The sequence below is a fragment of the Pseudomonas sp. IB20 genome, assembly GCF_009707325.1.
Taxonomy (GTDB): domain Bacteria; phylum Pseudomonadota; class Gammaproteobacteria; order Pseudomonadales; family Pseudomonadaceae; genus Aquipseudomonas.
The window spans coordinates 864,894-885,843 of record NZ_CP046103.1 but is presented as its reverse complement, the minus strand read 5'-3'; the positions used below and the strand labels follow the sequence as shown (position 1 = coordinate 885,843).

The 20,950-nt window shown below is 59.0% G+C and carries 17 protein-coding genes; 11 read left to right on the top strand and 6 right to left on the bottom strand.

Annotated elements, in window-relative coordinates; genetic code table 11:
• Window positions 1–115: 115 nt before the first annotated feature.
• Entirely contained in the window at window positions 116–553 is a 438-nt protein-coding gene (locus GJU48_RS04000) for a YhcB family protein (protein ID WP_094950395.1), read from the top strand.
• A 190-nt stretch (window positions 554–743) separates the two neighbouring features.
• Here GJU48_RS04000 and GJU48_RS03995 read toward each other — a convergent pair whose 3' ends face one another.
• The 3 genes from GJU48_RS03995 to GJU48_RS03985 all read right to left on the bottom strand — a co-directional run bounded on the left by GJU48_RS03995 (window position 744) and on the right by GJU48_RS03985 (window position 4,384).
• Window positions 744–2,468 (bottom strand): ABC transporter ATP-binding protein/permease, encoded by a 1,725-nt coding sequence (locus GJU48_RS03995; protein WP_094950394.1) that lies wholly within the window; start codon window positions 2,466–2,468, stop codon window positions 744–746.
• Between the two features lie 100 nt (window positions 2,469–2,568).
• The gene (locus tag GJU48_RS03990; RefSeq protein ID WP_003171731.1) at window positions 2,569–3,129 is read right to left on the bottom strand and encodes a response regulator transcription factor; all 561 of its coding nucleotides are present in this window, start codon (window positions 3,127–3,129) and stop codon (window positions 2,569–2,571) included.
• Window positions 3,122–4,384, bottom strand: a complete 1,263-nt coding sequence (locus GJU48_RS03985; protein WP_094950393.1) for an ATP-binding protein — start codon at window positions 4,382–4,384, stop codon at window positions 3,122–3,124. Before GJU48_RS03985 ends, GJU48_RS03990 begins: the two co-directional genes overlap by 8 nt.
• Before the next feature lie 205 nt (window positions 4,385–4,589).
• On the opposite strand from GJU48_RS03985, the gene GJU48_RS03980 reads away from it, so the two are divergent.
• The 10 genes from GJU48_RS03980 to GJU48_RS03935 all read left to right on the top strand — a co-directional run bounded on the left by GJU48_RS03980 (window position 4,590) and on the right by GJU48_RS03935 (window position 18,166).
• Window positions 4,590–5,306 carry an SIMPL domain-containing protein gene (locus tag GJU48_RS03980; RefSeq protein ID WP_094950392.1) on the top strand — a complete coding sequence of 239 codons (717 nt, stop codon included), beginning with the start codon at window positions 4,590–4,592 and terminating at the stop codon, window positions 5,304–5,306.
• 263 nt (window positions 5,307–5,569) lie between these two features.
• Window positions 5,570–7,171: an ABC transporter substrate-binding protein gene (locus GJU48_RS03975; protein ID WP_094950391.1), complete on the top strand. Its 1,602-nt coding sequence runs from the start codon at window positions 5,570–5,572 to the stop codon at window positions 7,169–7,171.
• 258 nt (window positions 7,172–7,429) lie between these two features.
• Entirely contained in the window at window positions 7,430–9,058 is a 1,629-nt protein-coding gene (locus GJU48_RS03970) for an ABC transporter substrate-binding protein (protein WP_094950390.1), read from the top strand.
• Between the two features lie 363 nt (window positions 9,059–9,421).
• Entirely contained in the window at window positions 9,422–10,966 is a 1,545-nt protein-coding gene (locus GJU48_RS03965) for an ABC transporter substrate-binding protein (protein WP_371917669.1), read from the top strand.
• Between the two features lie 170 nt (window positions 10,967–11,136).
• A complete protein-coding gene (locus tag GJU48_RS03960; protein WP_094950388.1) occupies window positions 11,137–12,531 on the top strand; it encodes an OprD family outer membrane porin in 1,395 nt (464 codons plus the stop codon).
• Between the two features lie 80 nt (window positions 12,532–12,611).
• The gene (locus tag GJU48_RS03955) at window positions 12,612–14,210 is read left to right on the top strand and encodes an ABC transporter substrate-binding protein (RefSeq protein WP_094950387.1); all 1,599 of its coding nucleotides are present in this window, start codon (window positions 12,612–12,614) and stop codon (window positions 14,208–14,210) included.
• Between the two features lie 73 nt (window positions 14,211–14,283).
• Window positions 14,284–15,294 (top strand): ABC transporter permease subunit, encoded by a 1,011-nt coding sequence (locus GJU48_RS03950; protein ID WP_094950443.1) that lies wholly within the window; start codon window positions 14,284–14,286, stop codon window positions 15,292–15,294.
• Between the two features lie 10 nt (window positions 15,295–15,304).
• Window positions 15,305–16,216: an ABC transporter permease subunit gene (locus GJU48_RS03945; RefSeq protein WP_094950444.1), complete on the top strand. Its 912-nt coding sequence runs from the start codon at window positions 15,305–15,307 to the stop codon at window positions 16,214–16,216.
• A gap of 10 nt (window positions 16,217–16,226) precedes the next feature.
• On the top strand, window positions 16,227–17,195 hold the full coding sequence (locus GJU48_RS03940; RefSeq protein ID WP_094950386.1) for an ABC transporter ATP-binding protein: 969 nt from the start codon (window positions 16,227–16,229) through the stop codon (window positions 17,193–17,195).
• On the top strand, window positions 17,195–18,166 hold the full coding sequence (locus GJU48_RS03935) for a peptide ABC transporter ATP-binding protein (RefSeq protein ID WP_094950385.1): 972 nt from the start codon (window positions 17,195–17,197) through the stop codon (window positions 18,164–18,166). The genes GJU48_RS03940 and GJU48_RS03935 overlap by 1 nt, the downstream gene beginning before the upstream one ends.
• 159 nt (window positions 18,167–18,325) lie before the next feature.
• On the opposite strand, the gene GJU48_RS03930 is transcribed toward GJU48_RS03935, so the two are convergent.
• From GJU48_RS03930 to GJU48_RS03920, 3 genes are all read right to left on the bottom strand, one after another.
• Complete coding sequence (locus tag GJU48_RS03930; RefSeq protein WP_155295926.1) at window positions 18,326–18,520, bottom strand: hypothetical protein; 195 nt, start codon at window positions 18,518–18,520, stop codon at window positions 18,326–18,328.
• Between the two features lie 97 nt (window positions 18,521–18,617).
• Window positions 18,618–18,893, bottom strand: a complete 276-nt coding sequence (locus GJU48_RS03925) for a hypothetical protein (RefSeq protein ID WP_094953911.1) — start codon at window positions 18,891–18,893, stop codon at window positions 18,618–18,620.
• 238 nt (window positions 18,894–19,131) lie between these two features.
• Complete coding sequence (locus GJU48_RS03920) at window positions 19,132–20,715, bottom strand: peptide chain release factor 3 (RefSeq protein ID WP_094948977.1); 1,584 nt, start codon at window positions 20,713–20,715, stop codon at window positions 19,132–19,134.
• Window positions 20,716–20,950 lie beyond the last annotated feature (235 nt).

Here is a 20,950-nt window from a genome sequence, read left to right as displayed (position 1 = left end):
GGTCGACTCGTCTAGCTAAAAGTCTGTGCATGGCATCATTGCGAGCTTAATCGCGGTATACAGCGCAGGTTTGAGCCGTTAACGTAAAGCAAAGCCGTTTATAGAGGAAGGACTCGTGGAACACTCGCTCTTAGTTTGGTTGTTGCCGACTCTCGCCTTGGTTGCCGGTGTCGCCATTGGATTCCTGGTTGCCCGCCTGCTGCCGAATGCCGCGCCTAACCGCACGCAGCGTCAGTTGGATGACATTCAGGAACGTTTTGACAGTTATCAGAACGAGGTTGTTACCCACTTCAACAGCACCGCGACCCTGGTCAAGAAGCTCACCCAGAGCTACCAGGAAGTACAGGATCACCTCGCCGATGGCGCCAACCGCCTGGCCCTCGACGACATCACCCGTCAGCGCCTGCTGGCTGCGTTGCATTCCGATGCCCCGCAAACTGCGCGGGAGCGCCTGACCCCACCGCGGGAAAACCAGGAGCCACCACGGGACTACGCGCCAAAAACGCCGAACGCCCCGGGCATGCTGGATGAGCATTACGGCTTGAAGAAGTAAGTCATTTTCAAGCAATAAAAAAAGCCCGGCTGATCGATGATCAGCCGGGCTTTTTGTTGGGCACTCACTTCATCAGCCAACACCGATCAAATGTGGGAGCTGGCTTGCCTGCGATCGCGGTGTGCCAGCTTACACCGCCATCGACCCCCATCGCGGGCAAGCCCGGCTCCCACATTGATCGAGTTCGGCCTCAGGAGACGAGTTGCTCCTGAAGACGCCCACCCTCGATCCGCACATGCCGCCCATGGAAGCGCTTGAGGCTGCTGCGATGGCCGACTCTGACGATGCTCAGCCCCGGCAACTCATCGATCAAGGCTTGGTACAACGTTGCCTCATCCTCTTCATCCATCGCCGAGGTGGCTTCGTCCATGTACAGCCATTGCGGTGCAAACAACAGCGCGCGGGCAAACGCCAGGCGTTGCTGCTCACCCGGCGAGAGCATGCGTTGCCAGTGGTTGGCTTCGTCCAGACGGCCGACCAAGTGCGGCAAGCGGCAGGTTTCGAGCACCTGTGCATAACGTTCCGGCGGGTAGACGCTGTCGGCCTGTGGATAACTCAGCGCGGCCTTCAGGGTGCCAATCGGCAGATACGGTTTCTGCGGCAGGAACAGGTAACGCGCCGCCGGCAGGCGGATGCTGCCGTGGCCCGCCGGCCACAAGTGCCCCATGGCGCGCAGCAAGGTACTTTTACCGCTGCCGGAACGCCCGCTGAGCATCACACGCTCGCCCGGCTCCACGGTCATGTCGCCATCGGTCAGCAAGTGGCGACCGTCGGCCAAGTCCATGCCCAAGTCTTTCACCACCAGACGCTCGCCTTCCGGGCGCACATCAATGGCCGGGGCACGCTGCTCGTTTTCACTCATGGCCTGGTGGAAGCTGAGCAGACGATCACTGGTCGCGCGCCAGCTGGCGAGGTCAGCGTAAGCGCTGATAAACCAGCTGAAGTTGCCCTGCACATTGCCGAACGCCGAGTTGATTTGCATCAGCTCACCCAGTTCGATCTTGCCGGCGAAATAGCGCGGCGCAGCGACGATAAAGGGAAAGATGGTTGCGATCTGTTCATACCCGGCGGTGAAGAAGGTCAGGCGCTTGGACACTTTCATAATGTCCCAGAAGTTGCGCCAGACCTTGCCGAAACGTGCGCTCAAGCGCTGGTTTTCATTCGGCTCGCCGTTATACAGGGCGATGCTCTCGGCATTCTCGCGCACGCGCACCATGGAGAAACGCAGGTCCGCTTCGAAGCGTTGCTGTTGGTTGCTCAGGCCGATCAAGCGACGGCCGATCAAGTGGGTTATCCAACTGCCGATCCCGGCGTAGACCAGCGCACACCAGAACATGTAACCCGGGATGGTAAAGCCAAACACCTCGATGCTGCCGGAAACGCCCCACAAAATAATCGAGAAAGACACCAGGCTGACGATATTGCGCAGCAGACCCAGGCCCAGGCCCAACGTATTCGAGGTGAAGTTATTGAGGTCTTCGGATATTCGCTGGTCCGGGTTATCGGTGTAGCCGCCCTGCTCCATCTGGTAGTAGTTCTTGTCGGCGAGCCACCGTGCGAAGTGCTTTTCGGTGAGCCAGGCACGCCAGCGAATGGTCAGCATCTGGGTCAGGTACAGGCGGTATACCGCGCCGAGAATCGCCACGGCGGCAATCCCGCCAAAATAGCCGATCAACTGCCAGAAGGCGGCGGTGTCCTTCTTCTCCAGGGCGTTGTAGAAATCCTTGTACCAGTGGTTGATCCACACCGAGATCGCCACGCTGAACAGCGACAGGCCAACCAGTGCGACCAGTAGCAACCAAGCCTTGCCCTTCTCTTCACTGCGCCAATAGGGCGTGATCATCGCCCAGGTTCGGCGCAAGAATTGCCCACGCACCGCGTCATTGACCGCGCCATAGTCAGCGTTCTGATTCATCGTTCAGGCTCGATAGGGAAAAGATGACAGGCGTTTGAACCGATCATAGACGATCGGTTCAGAGCTCCCTGCGGCCTGAAGCGGATTGTTCAGACTTTGTTCAGCGCCGTACTGGGCGCTTCTGCAGCTTGCGCTGCAAAGTCCGTCGGTGCATGCCCAGGGCGCGGGCGGTGGCGGAGATATTGCCTTCGTGCTCGGTCAGTACGCGCTGGATGTGTTCCCACTGCAGGCGGTCCACCGACATCGGGTTTTCCGGCACCAGGGTATCGAGGTCAGCGTGCTCGGAGAGCAAGGCGGCCAGCACGTCGTCGGCGTCTGCCGGCTTGCACAGGTAGTTGCAGGCGCCGCGCTTGATGGCCTCGACAGCGGTGGCGATGCTGGAGTAGCCGGTGAGGATCACCACGCGCATTTCCGGGTCGAGTTCCAGCAGTTTAGGCAGTAGCACCAGCCCGGAGTCGCCGTCCATTTTCAGGTCGAGCGCGGCGTAGTCCGGCAAATCGGCCTGGGCGATGGTCAGGCCTTCTTCGGCCGAGCCTGCGGTGCTTACGCGGAAACCACGGCGGCTCATGGCACGCGCCATCACGCGGGTAAAGGTGGCATCGTCATCTACCAGCAACAGGTGCGGCAGTTCTTCGCCTTCGACTTGGATCTCGTCACTCATCGATATCTCCTCGTGCGACACGGGGCAGGCGCAGCTCGGTGAGCGTGCCACCTTCCTCATGACTATAGAGCTTCACTGAGCCGCCCGCGCGGGTCACGCTGGCCTTGCTCAAAAACAGGCCGAGGCCGAAGCCTTTGCCCTTGGTGGTAAAAAAGGGTTTACCGATCTGCTCGGCAATGGCCAGCGGCACGCCAGCGCCGTGGTCACGAATACTGATGGTCACGTCTTCGGCATCCCAATCCAGCTGCACGCCCAGCCCTTCGGGGCAGGCGTCGGCAGCGTTGTTGAGCAGATTGAGCAAGGCTTGGGTCAGGTCCGGCGGCGGCGCCATGCGCGGCACGCTGCCCTGGCCCAGCAGGTTGAAGCGGTAACTGGCTTCGGGGCGCATCAGGTGCCAGCGGTTCAGGGCTTCGTCGAGCCACTGGGTCACGTCCTGCATTTCCACCGCCAGGCGGCGATTGGCTTCGGCGGCGCGCACCAATTGCTGCAGGGTCAGCTTGCACTGCTTGACCTGTTCCTGCAGCACGCTCAAGTCTTCTTGCAGGGCCGGGTCGTGATGGTCCTGGGTCATTTCCTTGAGCAGCACGCTCATGGTCGCCAACGGCGTGCCCAGCTCGTGAGCGGCACCGGCGGCCTGGGTGGCGACGGCCAGGAGTTGCTGGTCACGCAGGCCTTCTTCGCGGCGAATGGCGCGTAATTCTTCCTGGCGACGCAGCTCTTCGGCCATGCGCGCGGCAAAGAAAGTAATCACCGCCGCAGACAGCGCAAAGCTCAGCCACATCCCATAAATCTGCAGATTTTCCATAGCGATAGGGAAGGTCTGCAACGGGTAGAACTGTGCCAGCAGCAAGGTGTACAGCATCAGCGCGATACCCGACAGCACCACCGAGTAGCGCCATGGCAAGGTCACGGCGGCAATGGTCAGTGGCACCAGGTAATACGAGACGAACGGATTGGTGGAACCACCGGAGAAATACAGCAGCACACTGTGGATAAACAGGTCGCAAGCCAACTGCAGGGCGTATTCCAGCTCGGTCACCGGCCAGGTGGTACGCAGCCGAATGGCCGTAAACACACACAGCACGGTGGAAAAGCCGAGGGTCACGGCCAGTTGCAGCCACGGCAATGGCAGCAGGTCGAACCAATACGCGAGCCCGACGGAACCGGCCTGTGCGGCCAGTACCAGGGTACGAATGAACGTCAGGCGCCAGAGGTTCTGGCGGGTGGCGGAAGTCAGTTTTACGGCGGCGAGCATGAGCTCTCCCGGTGAGCGCTGCAGGCGGATCGCCAGGAGTATAAACGAAGCAGGCCGCCTGGCACGGCGCGTGTGGCTCTTTGACGCAGGCCGAGCGAATGACCGTTCGTCGGCACCCCCACAACTTGTAGCGAATGTGTAAACCCGAAGAACCCGACAGCACCGTCTACAGTCATACCGAACACGACTATCCCAAGGAGCTTCCATGTCTCGTTTCACTCGCAGTGCAGCCGTTCTGACCCTGAGCGCCAGCGCCCTGGCCACCCTCCCGGCGATGGCCGCCGATGAGCTGCATTACAACCAGATTTCCCTGCGCGCTGAGGTCAGCCAGGAAGTGGCCCGCGACAAGATGATCGTCACGCTTTATACCGAGTCGCAAAATACCGACCCGGCCAAGCTCGCCGCCGAAATCACCACCACCCTGAACAAGGCCCTTGGCGAAGCACGCGAAGTCAAAGGCGTGACCCTGCGCCAGGGCAGCCGTAGCAGCTACCCGATCTACGACAACAAGAACCAGAAGATCACCGGCTGGCGTGAGCGCGCCGAGCTGCGCCTGGAGAGTGCGGACTTCCCGGCGCTGTCCAAGCTTACCGGCGAGCTGCTCAATACCCTGAAAATGGAAAACATGGACTTCGCCATCGCCGACAACACGCGCAAGGCCAGCGAAGATGCATTGCTCAAAGACGCGGTTGCCGCCTTCAAAGCGCGCGCCCAACTGGCCACCGATGCGCTGGGCGGCAAGGGCTACAAGATCGTTAACCTGAACTTCAACACCAATGGCTATCCGATGCCTTACGCCCGCAGTGGCGGGATGATGATGAAAGCAGCCATGGCGGATTCGGCGCCGACGCCGGAAGTCGAAGCCGGCACCAGCCAGGTCAACATGAGCGCTGATGGCGTGATCGAAGTACAGATGCAGTGACCTCTACCTGACAAACCTGAACGGCGGTAACCTCGGTGACCGCCGTTTTTGTTTGGGCGGCTTTATAGGCCTGCTACTTCAGGAGTTTCCATGCAAAGTCGCCGGAAGTCGAAGCCGGCACCAGCCAGGTCAACATGAGCGCTGATGGCGTGATCGAAGTACAGATGCAGTGACCTCTACCTGACAAACCTGAACGGCGGTAACCTCGGTGACCGCCGTTTTTGTTTGGGCGGCTTTATAGGCCTGCTACTTCAGGAGTTTCCATGCAAAGTTCTGCGTTCAAACCGCTACTCCTGGCTGCAAGCCTGCTGGCTTTTATGCCGATGGCCCAAGCGGCCAACACCCTGGTCTACTGCTCCGAAGCCAGCCCCGCCGGCTTCGACCCCAGCCAGTACACCAGCGGCACCGACTTCGATGCTTCCGCCGAAACCGTGTTCAACCGCCTGACCCAGTTCAAGCGCGGCGGCACCGAAGTCGAACCCGGCCTGGCCACGAGCTGGGAGGTATCCAAAGACGGCCTGACCTACACCTTTCATCTGCGCGATGGCGTCAAGTTCCACACCACCGACTACTTCACCCCTACCCGCGACTTCAACGCGGATGACGTGCTGTTTACCTTCAACCGCCTGCTGGATGCCGACAGCCCCTTTCGCAAGGCCTACCCGTCCGAGTCGCCGTACTTCACCGACATGGGCTTGAACACCACGATCAAAAACCTCGAAAAACTCGACGATCACACCGTGCGTTTCAACCTGAACAACGTCGATGCCTCGTTCGTGCAGAACCTGGCGATGAGCTTTGCTTCGGTGCAATCGGCCGAATACGCCGCCCAGCTATTAAAAGAAGGCAAGGCTTCGGATATCAATCAAAAGCCCGTAGGAACCGGGCCGTTTGTGTTCAAGCGCTACCAGAAAGACTCGCAGATTCGCTACGCGGCCAATAAACAGTATTGGAAGCCCGAGGATGTGAAGCTCGACAACCTGGTGTTCGCCATCACCCCGGACGCGGCCTCGCGCTTGCAGAAACTCAAGGCCGGCGAATGCCAGGTCAGCGGCTACCCACGCCCCGCCGACATTGAAGTGATGAAGCAGGACCCTAACCTTCGCGTGCTGCAGCAAGCCGGTTTCAACTTGGGCTTTCTGGCGTACAACGTCACTCACCCGCCGCTGGACCAGCTCAAAGTGCGCCAGGCCCTGGACATGGCCATCGACAAACCGGCGATTATCAAGGCCGTTTACCAAAGCGCCGGGCAATTGGCGCAGAACGCACTGCCACCGGCGCAGTGGTCTTATGACCCCAACATCAAGGACGCGCCGTACGACCCGACCAAAGCGCGGGCGCTACTAAAAGAAGCAGGGGTTGCACCAGGTACCACCATCAATCTGTGGGCGATGACTGTGCAGCGCGCCTCGAACCCCAACGCGCGAATGTCGGCACAAATGATCCAACAGGATTGGGAAAAAGTCGGTATCAAAGCCAATATCGTTAGCTACGAGTGGGGCGAATACATCAAGCGCGCCAAAAATGGCGAGCACGACGCGATGATTTACGGTTGGACCGGCGACAACGGCGACCCGGATAACTGGCTTGGCGTGCTCTACAGTTGTGCCGCGGTCAAGGGCAGCAACTACGCTAAATGGTGTAACCCGGCCTACGACAAACTGGTGCAACAGGCCAAGGTCAGCAGTGACCGTGAGCAGCGCATCAAGTGGTATCAACAGGCACAGAAAATCCTTAAGGAACAAGTACCTATAACGCCTATCGCAAACTCGACGGTTTTCCAGCCTATTCGCAAAGAAGTGCAGAACTTCAAGATCAGCCCGTTTGGCCTGACACCGTTTTATGGTGTCAGTCTAGATAAGTAACAGCGACGCCCCAACCGAGTGCGCCAGACGCCTCGGTCGGGCTTTTTTGGTGCGTCAAATGCACTGAAAAAACCCTCTATATATATGCATTTATGTACAAACTTTCATAAATGCGACATTCCTGTACGTTCGTACCACAGTTTGGCTCTCGCGACGGTTCAGCATCTTGCAATGGGTATGGCGCCTGCATAAGTATCCGCAGGCCGACTCACGAGGTCGCCCTCACCACCAAAAATGACAACAAATCATGAGGCCAACATGCTTAAACACGCAGTCATTCCGCTTTTAGTGAGCGCTGGCCTTATGGCCGCAGCCCCATTCGCCCAAGCGGCGACTAACCTGGTGTTCTGCTCCGAAGGGAGCCCGGCCGGTTTCGACGCCGCCCAGTACACCACCGGAACAGACTTCGATGCTTCGGCCGAAACCATGTTCAACCGTCTGACCCAGTTCGAACGCGGCGGCACCGCTGTTGTTCCTGGGCTGGCCACCAGCTGGGACGTGTCCCCGGATGGCCTGACGTACACCTTCCACCTGCGCGAAGGCGTCAAGTTCCACACCACTGCGTACTTCAAGCCGACCCGTACCTTCAATGCCGATGACGTGCAGTTCACGTTCAACCGCATGATCAACAAGGACGACCCGTTCCGCAAAGCCTCCCCCACCGAGTTCCCGTACTTCACGGACATGGGGATGGACACCAACATCAAGAACATCGAGAAAGTCGATGACCACACCGTCAAGTTCATCCTTGGCACCGTGGACGCTGCTTTCATCCAGAACATGGCAATGAGCTTCGCTTCGATCCAGTCGGCTGAATATGCCGCCCAACTGTTGAAGGAAGGCAGAGCCCAGGACATTAACCAGAAGCCGGTCGGCACTGGTCCGTTCGTGTTCAAGAGCTACCAGAAAGACTCCAACATCCGTTTCACCGGCAACAAGGATTACTGGAAACCTGAAGATGTGAAGATCGACAACCTGATCTTCGCCATCACCACTGACCCGTCGGTGCGTATCCAGAAGCTCAAGAAAAACGAATGCCAGATCACTCTGTTCCCACGTCCAGCCGACCTGAAGACGCTGAGCGAAGACAAAGACCTGAAAATGCCGAACCAGGCCGGTTTCAACCTGGGTTACATCGCCTACAACGTAATGCCGGTGCTCAAAGGCCAGACTGCGCCTAACCCGCTGTCGGACCTGCGCGTGCGTCAAGCCCTGGACATGTCGGTAAACAAGCAGCAGATCATCGATTCGGTTTACCAGGGCGCTGGCCAACTGGCCGTCAACGCCATGCCACCAACCCAATGGTCCTACGACACCACCATCAAAGATGTTCCGTTTGACGTGACCAAAGCCAAGGCTTTGCTCAAGGAAGCCGGTATCAAGGAAGGCACCGAAATCACCCTGTGGGCGATGCCGGTTCAGCGTCCGTACAACCCGAACGCCAAGCTGATGGCTGAGATGCTGCAGAACGACTGGAAACAGATCGGCCTGAAGGTCAACATCGTCAGCTACGAGTGGGGCGAGTACGTCAAGCGCGCCAAAGGCGGCGAGAACCAGGCCATGCTCATTGGCTGGAGCGGCGACAATGGTGACCCGGACAACTGGCTGAACGTAATGTTCGGTTGCGACTCGCTGGCCGGTAACAACTTCTCCAAATGGTGTGACAAAAAATTCGATGGCCTCGTGAAAGATGCCAAGGCCACATCGGATGTCGCCAAACGCACCGAGCTGTACAAGCAGGCGCAACATATCCTCAAAGATGCAGTCCCGTTGACACCTATCGCGCACTCGACGGTGTATCAACCCATGCGCAACACCGTGCAGGACTTCAAGATCAGCCCGTTTGGCTTGAACTCCTTCTACGGCGTGAGCGTAAGCGGCAAGTAAGGATTAGTAACGGCGACGCGTCATAACGTCGCCGTTATTGCATCCGCCTGGACCATAGGAAACAGACCACATCCGAAACGTTGCCGTCCTACAGCAATGAGCCGCGACCTGTGCATCCGTTACCTACAAGGTCAATCCGTTTTGGCGTATTTACTGCGAAGTCCGAGACCCATAACGTCGTAGGACAGCAGAAGCACCAAGCACGGAAAGGCACTTGCTGTGTGTGGGATCAGTGATGTCTCCCAGGCAAAAGCCTGGGTGATTGCTCGCTGATGACAACAACAAACAAGGATTGGGATCGTCATGCGCCATACCACCGTTCTATCCGCAATTTTTGGCACCAGCCTGCTGGCTGTGGCTACGATGGGCCAAGCCGCCGACAAGAAGAGCCTGGTGTTCTGCTCTGAAGGCAGTCCGGCAGGGTTTGACACCGCGCAATACACCACCGCCACCGACAACGATGCCGCCGAGCCGCTGTACAACCGCTTGGTTGAATTCGAAAAGGGCTCAACCAATGTGGTACCTGGGCTGGCAACCAAGTGGGATATTTCCGAAGACGGCCTGACTTACACCTTCCACCTGCGTGAAGGGGTGAAGTTCCACAGCAACAAGGAGTTCAAGCCGACGCGCGACTTCAACGCCGACGACGTGCTGTTCACCTTCAACCGTATGCTTGACCCTGAATACCCGTTTCGCAAGGCCTACCCCACCGAGTTTCCGTACTTCACCGGGATGAGCCTGAACAAGAACATTGCCAAGGTCGAGAAAACCGACCCTTACACCGTGGTGATGACCCTGAACACGGTCGACGCCGCGTTCGTACAAAACATCGCCATGAGCTTTGCCTCGATTCTGTCGGCCGAGTACGCCGAGCAGCTGCTTAAAGAAGGCAAACCGAGCGACATCAACCAGAAGCCGATCGGCACTGGCCCGTTTGTGTTCCAGCGCTACCAGAAAGACTCGCAGATTCGTTATGTGGGCAACAAACAGTACTGGGACCCGAGCCGCGTGAAGCTCGACCAGCTGATTTTTGCGATCAACACCGACGCATCGGTGCGGGTACAGAAGCTCAAGGCCGGCGAATGCCAGATCACCCTGCATCCGCGCCCGGCCGACGTCGACGCTCTCAAGGCCGACCCGAATCTGCAATTGCTGACCAAGCCGGGCTTCAACCTCGGCTACATCGCCTACAACGTGCGCCACAAACCCTTCGACCAGCTCGAAGTGCGCCAGGCGCTGGACATGGCGGTGAACAAGCAGAGCATCCTCAACGCCGTGTACCAGGGCGCCGGTCAGCTGGCGGTCAACGCCATGCCGCCGACCCAGTGGTCCTACGACGATACCATCAAGGACGCCGCCTACGACCCGGAAAAAGCCAAGGCACTGCTCAAGGCTGCCGGCGTGAAGGAAGGCACCGAGATCACCCTGTGGGCGATGCCGGTGCAACGGCCGTACAACCCCAACGCCAAACTGATGGCCGAGATGCTGCAAAGCGACTGGGCCAAGATCGGCCTCAAGGTCAAGATCGTCAGCTACGAGTGGGGCGAATACATCAAGCGCACCAAGAACGGTGAGCACGATATCAGCCTGATCGGCTGGACCGGCGACAACGGTGACCCGGACAACTGGTTGGGCACCCTGTATAGCTGCGACGCCATCGGCGGGAACAACTACTCCATGTGGTGTGACCCGGCGTACGACAAGCTGATCAAGCAAGCCAAGGTCGTCACCGACCGCGAACAAAGGACTGTTCTGTACAAACAGGCGCAGCAACTGCTTAAAACACAGGTGCCGATCACGCCAGTCGCCCACTCGACGGTCAACCAGCCGTTAAGCGCCAAAGTTGAAGGGTTCAAAGTCAGCCCCTTCGGCCGCAACGTGTTCTCGGGCGTCAGTATCACCCCATAAGAAAATAACCGGATTTGCAGGGAGCGAAGTTAGCTCCCTGGCAAACGTGCAGCCTTTTGTTGGGAAATTTCCTACGGCAAACGTTTGCAAGGCTTGAACGAGTTACACACCCAATAGCCGGTTCACCTAAAAAGACCGGCATTAAAAAGAGAACCAAAGGAGCTTCACCCATGAAACTGAGCAGCAAAGCGCTTCTGGCCTTGGCCATCAGCAGCATCACGGCAACCGCCTTCGCTGAACCTCAAAGCCAGGACTTCGTTCCTACCACATTGGCCGGCACCAGCGCCCAAAGCGAGGCCAAAGGCTTTGTCGACGGTCAAAGCCTGGGCGGTACTACCCGTAACTGGTTCTCCAGCGAGCGTAAATTCCGTGGCCAGCGCTTCTCTTACAAGAAGCACGGCGTGACAGAAACCGACGCGAACCGTACGAACTGGCTGCAAGGCACCATCCTTAACTACTCCTCGGGCTTCACCCAAGGCACCGTGGGCGTGGCGACCGAAGTGGCGGCTTACAACGTTGTGGCCCTGGACCGCAGCAAGCGTGACATCAAGGGCGGTTCCAACCGTACGCTGGCTGACTCCGACGGCGATGCCGTAGGCCAGTGGAGCAAACTGGGCCTGGCCAACGTGAAGTTCCGTGTCTCGAACACCACCTTGACCGCCGGTCGCCAGAACTTCAGCAGCGGCATTGTCGACACCATCGGTAACCGTGCACTGCCTTCAAGCTTTGAAGGTGTGTCGTTCGACAGCCAGGAACTCAGCAACCTGTCATTCCAGGGCGGTATCTTTGACCGCGTTTCGCCACGTACCGAACAGAGCCTGTCGAAATTCCGCTCCGAGTACGGCAATGGCCAGGAAACCGACAAGGTCAAAACCCTGGGCTTCAACTACCAGCCGTTCAAAAGCCTGAAAACCAGCGTTTTTGCCGCTAACGTCGAAGACTTCTGGAACCAGTACTACTTCGGCGCTACCCACGAACTGGGTGATGCCCAGACTCTGGCACTGACCACCGGCTTGAACTACTACAAAACCACCGACACCGGCAGCAAGAAGATGGGCAAAATCGACAACGACACTTACTCGTTGTCTCTGGGCCTGACTCACCAAGCCCACAGCCTGACCTTCTCCTACCAGGCCGTTAACGGTAACGAGTACTTCGACTACCTGCACGAAACCAACGGCATCTACCTGGCCAACTCCCTGACCTCTGACTTTAACGGTCCGAACGAGAAGTCCTTCCAGGTTGCCTACGGCCTCAACATGGCTGAATACGGCGTGCCAGGCCTGAAGTTCAACATCTACTCGGCTCGCGGCTGGGGCATTGATGGTACTCACTACACCGGCGACGGCGGCGTGAAAGGCTTCGCTTACAACGGTATTCAGTCCCAAGACGGCGAGAAGCACCAGGAATACGGCGTAGGTACTTCCTACGCTATCCAGAGCGGCCCTCTGAAAGCCACCACCATCCGTGGCACCTACGTCACTCACCGTGCCAGCGCCCAACAGGCTGACGGCAACATCCGTGAGTTCCGCCTGGTCACTACCATCCCGTTCAACATCCTTTAATTAGCGCCAGGTAGACGGCGGGTTCATGACGAACCCGCCGTCTACGCTTGTCTGGTTCAATCGATTGCAGAGGGCTCTGAATGAAAATGCTCCCGCTACAAGCTGCCATTGCCGCTGCGCTGTTGAGCGTCGCGATCGGCGTTTCGGCCAAACCGCTGGTGGTCTGCACCGAAGCCAGCCCGGAGGGTTTCGACCCGGTCCTGTACACCACGGCCGTCACCGCTGACGCCGCTGCCGAAACCATGTTCAACCGCCTGGTGGACTTCAAGCCCGGCACCACCGAAGTGATTCCTGCACTGGCCAAGGCCCTGCCGGAAATCAGCGCCGATGGCCTGACCTACACCTTTCACCTGCGTGACGACATCAAGTTCCACACCACCGACTACTTCAAACCCACGCGCAACATGAATGCCGACGACGTGCTTTGGAGCTTCCAGCGCCAGCTGGACCCGAACCACCCTTGGCATAACAAGTCCGCTGTGGGCTACCCGTACTTTGAAAGCATGGGTTTCAAGGAACTGCTCAAGAGCGTAACGAAGACCGACGACCACACCGTTGTCTTCACCCTGACCCGTCCTGAAGCACCGTTCCTGGCCGACCTGGCCATGGCGTTTTCCTCGATCCACTCCGCCGAATACGCCGACCAGTTGCTCAAGTCCGGCAAGACCGATGACCTGAACGCCAAGCCGATCGGCACCGGCCCGTTCATCTTCACCCGCTACGCCAAGGACGCCCAAGTGCGCTTCAAGGCCAACCCGGATTACTTCCGTGGCAAGCCGCCAGCTGACCCGTTGATCCTGGCCATCACTACCGACAGCAACGTGCGCCTGCAAAAGCTCAAGGCCAACGAATGCCAGATCGCGCTGTATCCCAAGCCCGATGACGTGCCGAGCGCCAAGGCTGATCCAAACCTGAAAGTCGCGGAACTGGCGGCCATGACCACCAGCTACACCGCCATGAACACCACCCACAAGTACATGAGCGACGCGCGGGTGCGTCACGCGATCAACATCGCGTTCGACAAGAAAGGCTACAACGAATCCCTGTATGGCAAAGGCAACGCCATCGACGCCACTGGCCCGTATCCACAGACGCTGCTGGGTTTCAGCGACAAGCTGAAGAACCCACCGCGCGACCTGGACAAGGCCCGCGCCCTGCTCAAGGAAGCCGGCGTACCGGAAGGCACCGAGTTCACCTTGTTCACCCGTAATGGCGGTGGCCCGACCAACCCTAACCCAATGCTCGGCGCCCAGCGCATGCAGGCGGATCTGGCGCAGATTGGCCTGAAGGTCAACATCAGAGTCATGGAATGGGGCGAAATGCTCAAGCGCGCAAAAAACGGCGAGCACGACATGGTGTCGGCTGGCTGGGCAGGCGATAACGGTGACCCGGATAACTTCCTCACGCCAAACCTGAGTTGCGATGCAGCCAAAAACGGCGAAAACTACGCCCGCTGGTGTAACAAAGAGTTTCAAGACTTGATCGATAAGGCACGCGCCATCGAGGAACCCTCGAAACGGGCTGCACTCTACGAACAAGCCATGGACGTTTTCGAGAAGGATCAACCCTGGATTCCCATGGCTTACCCGAAAATGTTCACCGCCATGCGCAAAAACGTCGAAGGCTTTACCCAAAGCCCTCTGACTACAAATAACTTCGCCACCACCCAGGTGAAGTAATAAGAGACGCTCGGCACCGTCGACATTGACGGTGCCGAACCTGCCTAACCGGCTGATTGAGGTACACAACAAGATGTTTAGCTTTATTGCCCGCCGATTGGGGTTATTGATCCCCACGTTTTTCGGCATCACGTTGCTGACGTTTGCGTTGATTCGCATGATCCCCGGCGACCCTGTCGAAGTCATGATGGGCGAACGACGAGTCGACCCAGAGATGCACGCACAGGCAATGGAACGCCTCGGCCTTAACAAGCCGCTGTACGCGCAATATTTTGACTACGTAGGCAAGCTCGCCCAGGGCGACCTCGGTGAATCCCTTCGCACCCGCACCAGCGTGTGGACCGAATTCACCGCCCTCTTCCCCGCGACCCTGGAACTGTCCATGGCCGCCCTGTTGTTCGCCGGTATCCTGGGCCTGTTGGCCGGGGTGATCGCGGCCTTGAAACGAGGATCCCTGTTCGACCATGGGGTGATGGGCATCTCCCTCGCGGGATATTCGATGCCGATTTTCTGGTGGGGCCTGATCCTGATCATGTTCTTCTCGGTAAGCCTGGGCTGGACCCCGGTTTCCGGGCGTATCGACCTGCTCTATGACATCGAGCCACGCACCGGCTTTATGCTGATCGACACCTTGCTGGCTGACGAGCCGGACGCTTTCTGGGATGCCTTGCACCACCTGATCCTGCCGGCCATCGTGCTCGGCACCATCCCGCTGGCGGTGATCGCCCGGATGACCCGTTCATCGATGCTCGAAGTACTGCGCGAAGACTACATCCGCACTGCCAAGGCCAAAGGCCTGTCGCCGGCGCGCGTGGTGTTCGTACACGGCCTGCGTAACGCGCTGATCCCAGTACTCACCGTGGTCGGCCTGCAAGTCGGCACCCTGCTGGCCGGTGCGGTCCTGACCGAAACCATTTTCTCGTGGCCCGGCATCGGCAAATGGCTGATCGAAGCCATTGGCGCGCGAGACTACCCGGTGGTGCAAAACGGCATCCTGCTGATCGCCTGCCTGGTGATCCTGGTGAACTTCGTGGTGGATATCCTCTACGGCTTCGCTAACCCACGCATCCGTCACCAGCGCTGAGATCATGACCATGACCCCATCTACACAAGCGGTAGCAGTCGATCAAAGCCTGCTGTACCCGTCCCCTTACAAAGAATTCTGGCAAGCCTTCTCCAAGAACAAAGGTGCGGTTGCCGGCCTGCTATTCATGACCCTCATCGTGTTTTGCGCGATCTTCGCCCCGTGGGTTGCGCCGCATAACCCCAGCGAGCAATACCGCGATTTCCTGCTGACCCCGCCGTCGTGGCTGGAAGGCGGGCAGATCCAGTTCCTGCTCGGTACCGACGAGCTGGGCCGTGACCTGCTTTCGCGCCTGATCCAGGGTTCGCGCCTGTCCTTGCTGATCGGCTTGTCGTCGGTGGTGATGTCGCTGATTCCAGGCATCCTGCTAGGCCTGTTCGCTGGCTTCTTCCCGCGCCTGCTTGGCCCAACCATCATGCGCTTGATGGACATCATGCTGGCCCTGCCGTCGCTGCTGCTGGCTGTCGCCATTGTCGCGATCCTCGGCCCTGGCCTGATCAACACCGTGATCGCTATCGCCATCGTGTCGTTGCCATCCTATGTGCGTCTGACCCGTGCTGCAGTGATGGGCGAACTGAACCGCGACTACGTGACGGCCGCCCGCCTCGCCGGCGCCGGCCTGCCACGCCTGATGTTCATCACCGTGCTGCCTAACTGCATGGCGCCGCTGATCGTACAGGCCACTTTGAGCTTCTCTTCGGCGATTCTCGATGCCGCGGCCCTGGGCTTCCTTGGCCTTGGCGTACAACCGCCAACCCCTGAGTGGGGCACCATGCTGGCTTCGGCCCGTGACTACATCGAACGCGCCTGGTGGGTCGTGAGCCTGCCGGGTCTGACCATTTTGCTCAGCGTGCTGGCAATCAACTTGATGGGTGACGGCCTGCGCGATGCGCTGGACCCGAAACTCAAGAACGCCGCCTGAGGAGATTCCCATGTCACTGTTAGAAATCAAGAATCTCAATGTGCGCTTCGGCGACAAGACCGCCGTGCCGGTGGTCGATGGCCTCGACATTTGCGTCGACAAAGGCGAAGTACTGGCGATCGTTGGCGAGTCGGGCTCGGGTAAATCCGTGACCATGATGGCGCTGATGGGCCTGATCGAGCACCCCGGGATCGTCACCGCCGACGCGCTGAACTTCGACGGCAAGGACATGCTCAAGCTGAGTAACCGTCAGCGCCGCCAGATCGTCGGCAAAGACCTGGCGATGGTGTTCCAGGACCCGATGACCGCGCTGAACCCCAGCTACACCGTGGGTTTCCAGATTGAAGAAGTGCTGCGCCTGCACCTGAAAATGTCCGGCAGACAAGCACGTAAACGCGCTATCGAGCTGCTCGAAAAAGTTGAAATCCCAGGCGCCGCCAGCCGTATGGATGCCTACCCGCACCAACTGTCCGGCGGTATGAGCCAGCGTGTGGCCATCGCCATGGCGATTGCCGGCGAGCCGAAACTGCTGATCGCCGACGAACCGACCACGGCCTTGGACGTGACCATCCAGGCGCAGATCATGGAGCTGCTGCTGGCCCTGCAGAAAGAGCAGAACATGGGCCTGGTGCTGATCACCCACGACCTCGCCGTGGTGGCCGAAACCGCCCAGCGTGTGTGCGTGATGTACGCCGGCCAAGCCGTGGAAGTCGGCCAGGTGCCGCAGTTGTTCGACATCCCGGCGCACCCGTACAGCGAAGCGCTGCTCAAGGCAATCCCGGAGCACAGCCTGGGCGCCACGCGCCTGGCCACGCTGCCGGGCATTGTTCCCGGTCGTTATGACCGGCCGCAGGGTTGCCTGTTGTCGCCGCGCTGCCCGTATGTGCAGGAATCCTGCCGTGCCCAGCGGCCTGGCCTTGACCCGAAAAGCAACAGCCTTGCGCGCTGCTTCTACCCCTTGAACCAGGAGGTGGCGTAATGGCCGTCGTTCTTACCGCCCGCGACCTGACCCGTCACTACGAAGTGTCCCGTGGCCTGTTCAAGGGCCACGCGCTGGTACGCGCGCTTAATGGTGTGTCGTTTGAGCTGGAAGCCGGCAAGACCCTGGCGGTCGTTGGCGAATCCGGTTGCGGCAAATCCACCCTGGCCCGCGCCCTGACGCTGATTGAAGAACCGTCGTCAGGCTCGCTGAAAATCGCCGGCCAGGAAGTCGCCGGCGCCAACAAGGCCCAGCGCAAGCAATTACGCAAAGACGTGCAGATGGTGTTCCAGAGCCCGTACGCGTCGTTGAACCCGCGCCAGAAAGTCGGTGATCAACTCGGCGAGCCGCTGCTGATCAACACTAATCTGTCCGCCGCTGAACGCCGCGAGAAAGTCCAGGCGATGATGAAGCAAGTGGGCCTGCGCCCTGAGCACTATCAGCGCTACCCGCACATGTTCTCCGGTGGCCAGCGTCAGCGCATCGCATTGGCCCGCGCCATGATGCTGCAACCCAAAGTGCTGGTGGCGGATGAACCGACCTCGGCGCTGGACGTGTCGATCCAGGCCCAGGTGCTCAACCTGTTCATGGACCTGCAGCAGGAATTCAACACCGCCTACGTGTTCATCTCCCACAACCTGGCGGTGGTGCAACACGTCGCCGACGACGTGATGGTGATGTACCTCGGCCGCCCGGTGGAAGTCGGCCCCAAGGACGACATCTACGCCCGCCCTCTGCACCCGTACACCCAGGCGCTGCTGTCGGCCACCCCGACCATCCACCCGGACCCGAACAAGCCGAAGATCAAAATCGTCGGCGAACTGCCCAACCCGCTGAACCCGCCACCTGGCTGCGCGTTCCACAAGCGCTGCCCGTATGCGACCACGCGGTGCAGCAGCGAGGAGCCGCAGTTGCGTGCCTTGGATAACCGTCAGGTGGCTTGCCACTATGCGGAGCAGTTTGTGGCCTGACCGATAAAAGATGCCTTGGGGGTCAACCCAGGGCATTAAGTGTGTTCTACAAGCCCTTCCCATCAGGTTGCGCATCAGCCTGTTGGGAGGGGTTTTTTTCGGCTTATCACCGAGTGCTTTCTGTTAACAAACCCCATTAAGTATTCGAAAGCAATCTAATCACCTGTGAGTTCTCACAGTAGCCAGCCCGGATTCAGACTTGGCCAACTGCAACCCTTTCCCCTGCGTCGTCTGCACCGCCGAAAAGCCCGCCTGGCTGCCCTGCGCCGGGTTATGCGCCCAGGCCGTCGACATCCCCAACGACAACAGCACCAACACCTTTAGCAACAGCACAACTCGTTGAAAAATACTCATGGTCGATTTCCGTCCAGTCAGTAGATGAATCCTGCACGACAGCTGTTTACCGTCGCCCAGTAAGAAGCTAGTCCCAATGCCCGGTTTGCGCCAGGCTTCAGGTGTCGCCGTCATCGTAGGTTTCGCTGTCTTCACCTTCGTTGTAGGGGTTTTCTGCGTCCTCCTTGGGAGCAGGTTGGGCTTGTGGTTGCCAACTGCCGGAATTGACCTCGTTCTGCTTTTTCTTGGTGACTGGGCCCGTGTCTTTCCACTGGGGCGTTCCCGCATCCGCAAATAGCAGGCCGGAGACCGGCACTGGGGTGTGCGCCCAGGCGTTGGCTACGCCCAAGGTTGCCAGCAGCACCAGTTGGGTAGCACGTTGAATTCTCGGCACGACGGCCTCCTTTTCAGTCGATGGGTGAACTGTTTCAGGCCCCTTTATCAACCTAGTCGCGCATACGGCTTTATCTCACGCCCCGAATACGACCGTTTTATCAATGAGGCAAAGACCGACAGTTATTTTCCAACTAAACGATAGTCAGTTGAATGCCAGCCTGAGTCGTTTGCGTAGTTGTCGCTGATACGAAACACTCCAAGACGGGCCATACGTAGCGTATGGCCCGCATCGGTTTTTAGTGATGCTCGCGGGTCGCGCGGAATTTCACATCCGGCCAGCGCTCTTCCATCAACGCCAGGTTCACCCGCGTCGGCGCCAAGTAGGTCAGGTGACCACCGCCGTCGATCGCAAGGTTTTCCACAGCCTTGTTGGAGAACTCTTCCAACTTCTTCTTATCACTGCAATCGATCCAGCGCGCGGAGTACACGGTGATCGGCTCGTAAGAGCATTCGACCTTGTATTCCTCTTTCAAACGGCTGGCGACCACATCGAACTGCAGCACACCGACGGCGCCGAGGATGATGTCGTTGCTGCGCTCGGGGAAGAACACCTGGGTGGCGCCCTCTTCCGCCAACTGCTGCAAGCCTTGGCGCAGTTGCTTGGATTTGAGCGGGTCACGCAGGCGTACGCGGCGGAACAGTTCCGGGGCGAAGTGCGGGATACCAGTGAAGCCCAGCGCTTCGCCTTCGGTGAAGGTGTCGCCGATCTGGATGGTGCCGTGGTTGTGCAAGCCGATGATGTCGCCGGCAAACGCCTCTTCCAGTTGCTCGCGCTCGGAGGAGAAGAACGTCAGGGCGTCGCCGATGCGCACGTCCTTGCCGGTGCGCACGTGGCGCATCTTCATACCTTTTTCGTATTTGCCCGAGCAGATACGCATGAAGGCGATACGGTCGCGGTGCTTGGGGTCCATGTTCGCCTGGATCTTGAACACGAAGCCGGTGAATTTCTCTTCGACCGGTTCCACGGTGCGCTCGTTGGCAACCCGGGCCAGAGGCTTGGGGGCCCAGTTCACGACGGCATCCAGCACGTGGTCGACACCGAAGTTGCCCAGTGCGGTACCGAAAAACACCGGCGTCAGTTGGCCGTCGAGGAACTCTTGCTGGTTGAACTCGTGGCAGGCGCCCTGCACCAGTTCCAGCTGGTCGACGAAGCGGTCGTACTCGTCACCCAGGTGGTCGCGGGCTTCGTCGGAGTCGAGTTTCTCGATGATCTTGACGTCGGTGCGCTCGTGACCGTGGCCGGCGGTGTAGACAATGATGTAGTCGTCAGCCAGGTGGTAGACACCCTTGAAGTCGCGGTAGCAACCAATCGGCCAAGTGATCGGCGCGGCCTTGATCTTCAGGACCGCTTCGATCTCATCGAGCAACTCGATCGGGTCGCGGATATCGCGGTCGAGTTTGTTGATAAAGCTGACGATGGGCGTGTCGCGCAGGCGGCAAACGTCCATCAGCGCGATGGTACGTGGCTCAACGCCCTTACCGCCGTCGAGGACCATCAAGGCCGAGTCCACTGCAGTCAGGGTGCGGTAGGTGTCTTCGGAGAAGTCTTCGTGGCCCGGGGTGTCGAGCAGGTTGACCATGTGGTCGCGATACGGAAACTGCATGACCGACGTGGTAATGGAAATACCCCGTTGTTTTTCCATTTCCATCCAGTCGGAGGTGGCATGGCGGTCGGATTTGCGGGATTTCACCGTGCCGGCCACCGCGATTGCCTTGCCCATCAGCAGGAGCTTCTCGGTGATGGTGGTTTTACCGGCATCGGGGTGGGAAATAATGGCGAAAGTGCGGCGTTTCGCGACTTCGGCGGCCTGGTGGGTCATGGGAAATCGCCTGGCAGGTGAGTCAAAAAAGGGCGGCGAGTATAGCGCAAACCCAGGGAGCCGGACCACCGTTCAGCCCATTGAGGGTGGCTAAATGCAGCCAAGTGTGGAACCTTTTAAAAGGTAGAGACGTCCACTCCCCTGCTATCGCACTCGGAACAGGGGCTGATAAATCAGCAAGTTAGCCTGACGAGGCTGCGCTCATGGCTTGACCTCATGCCGTCTTACCGGCATT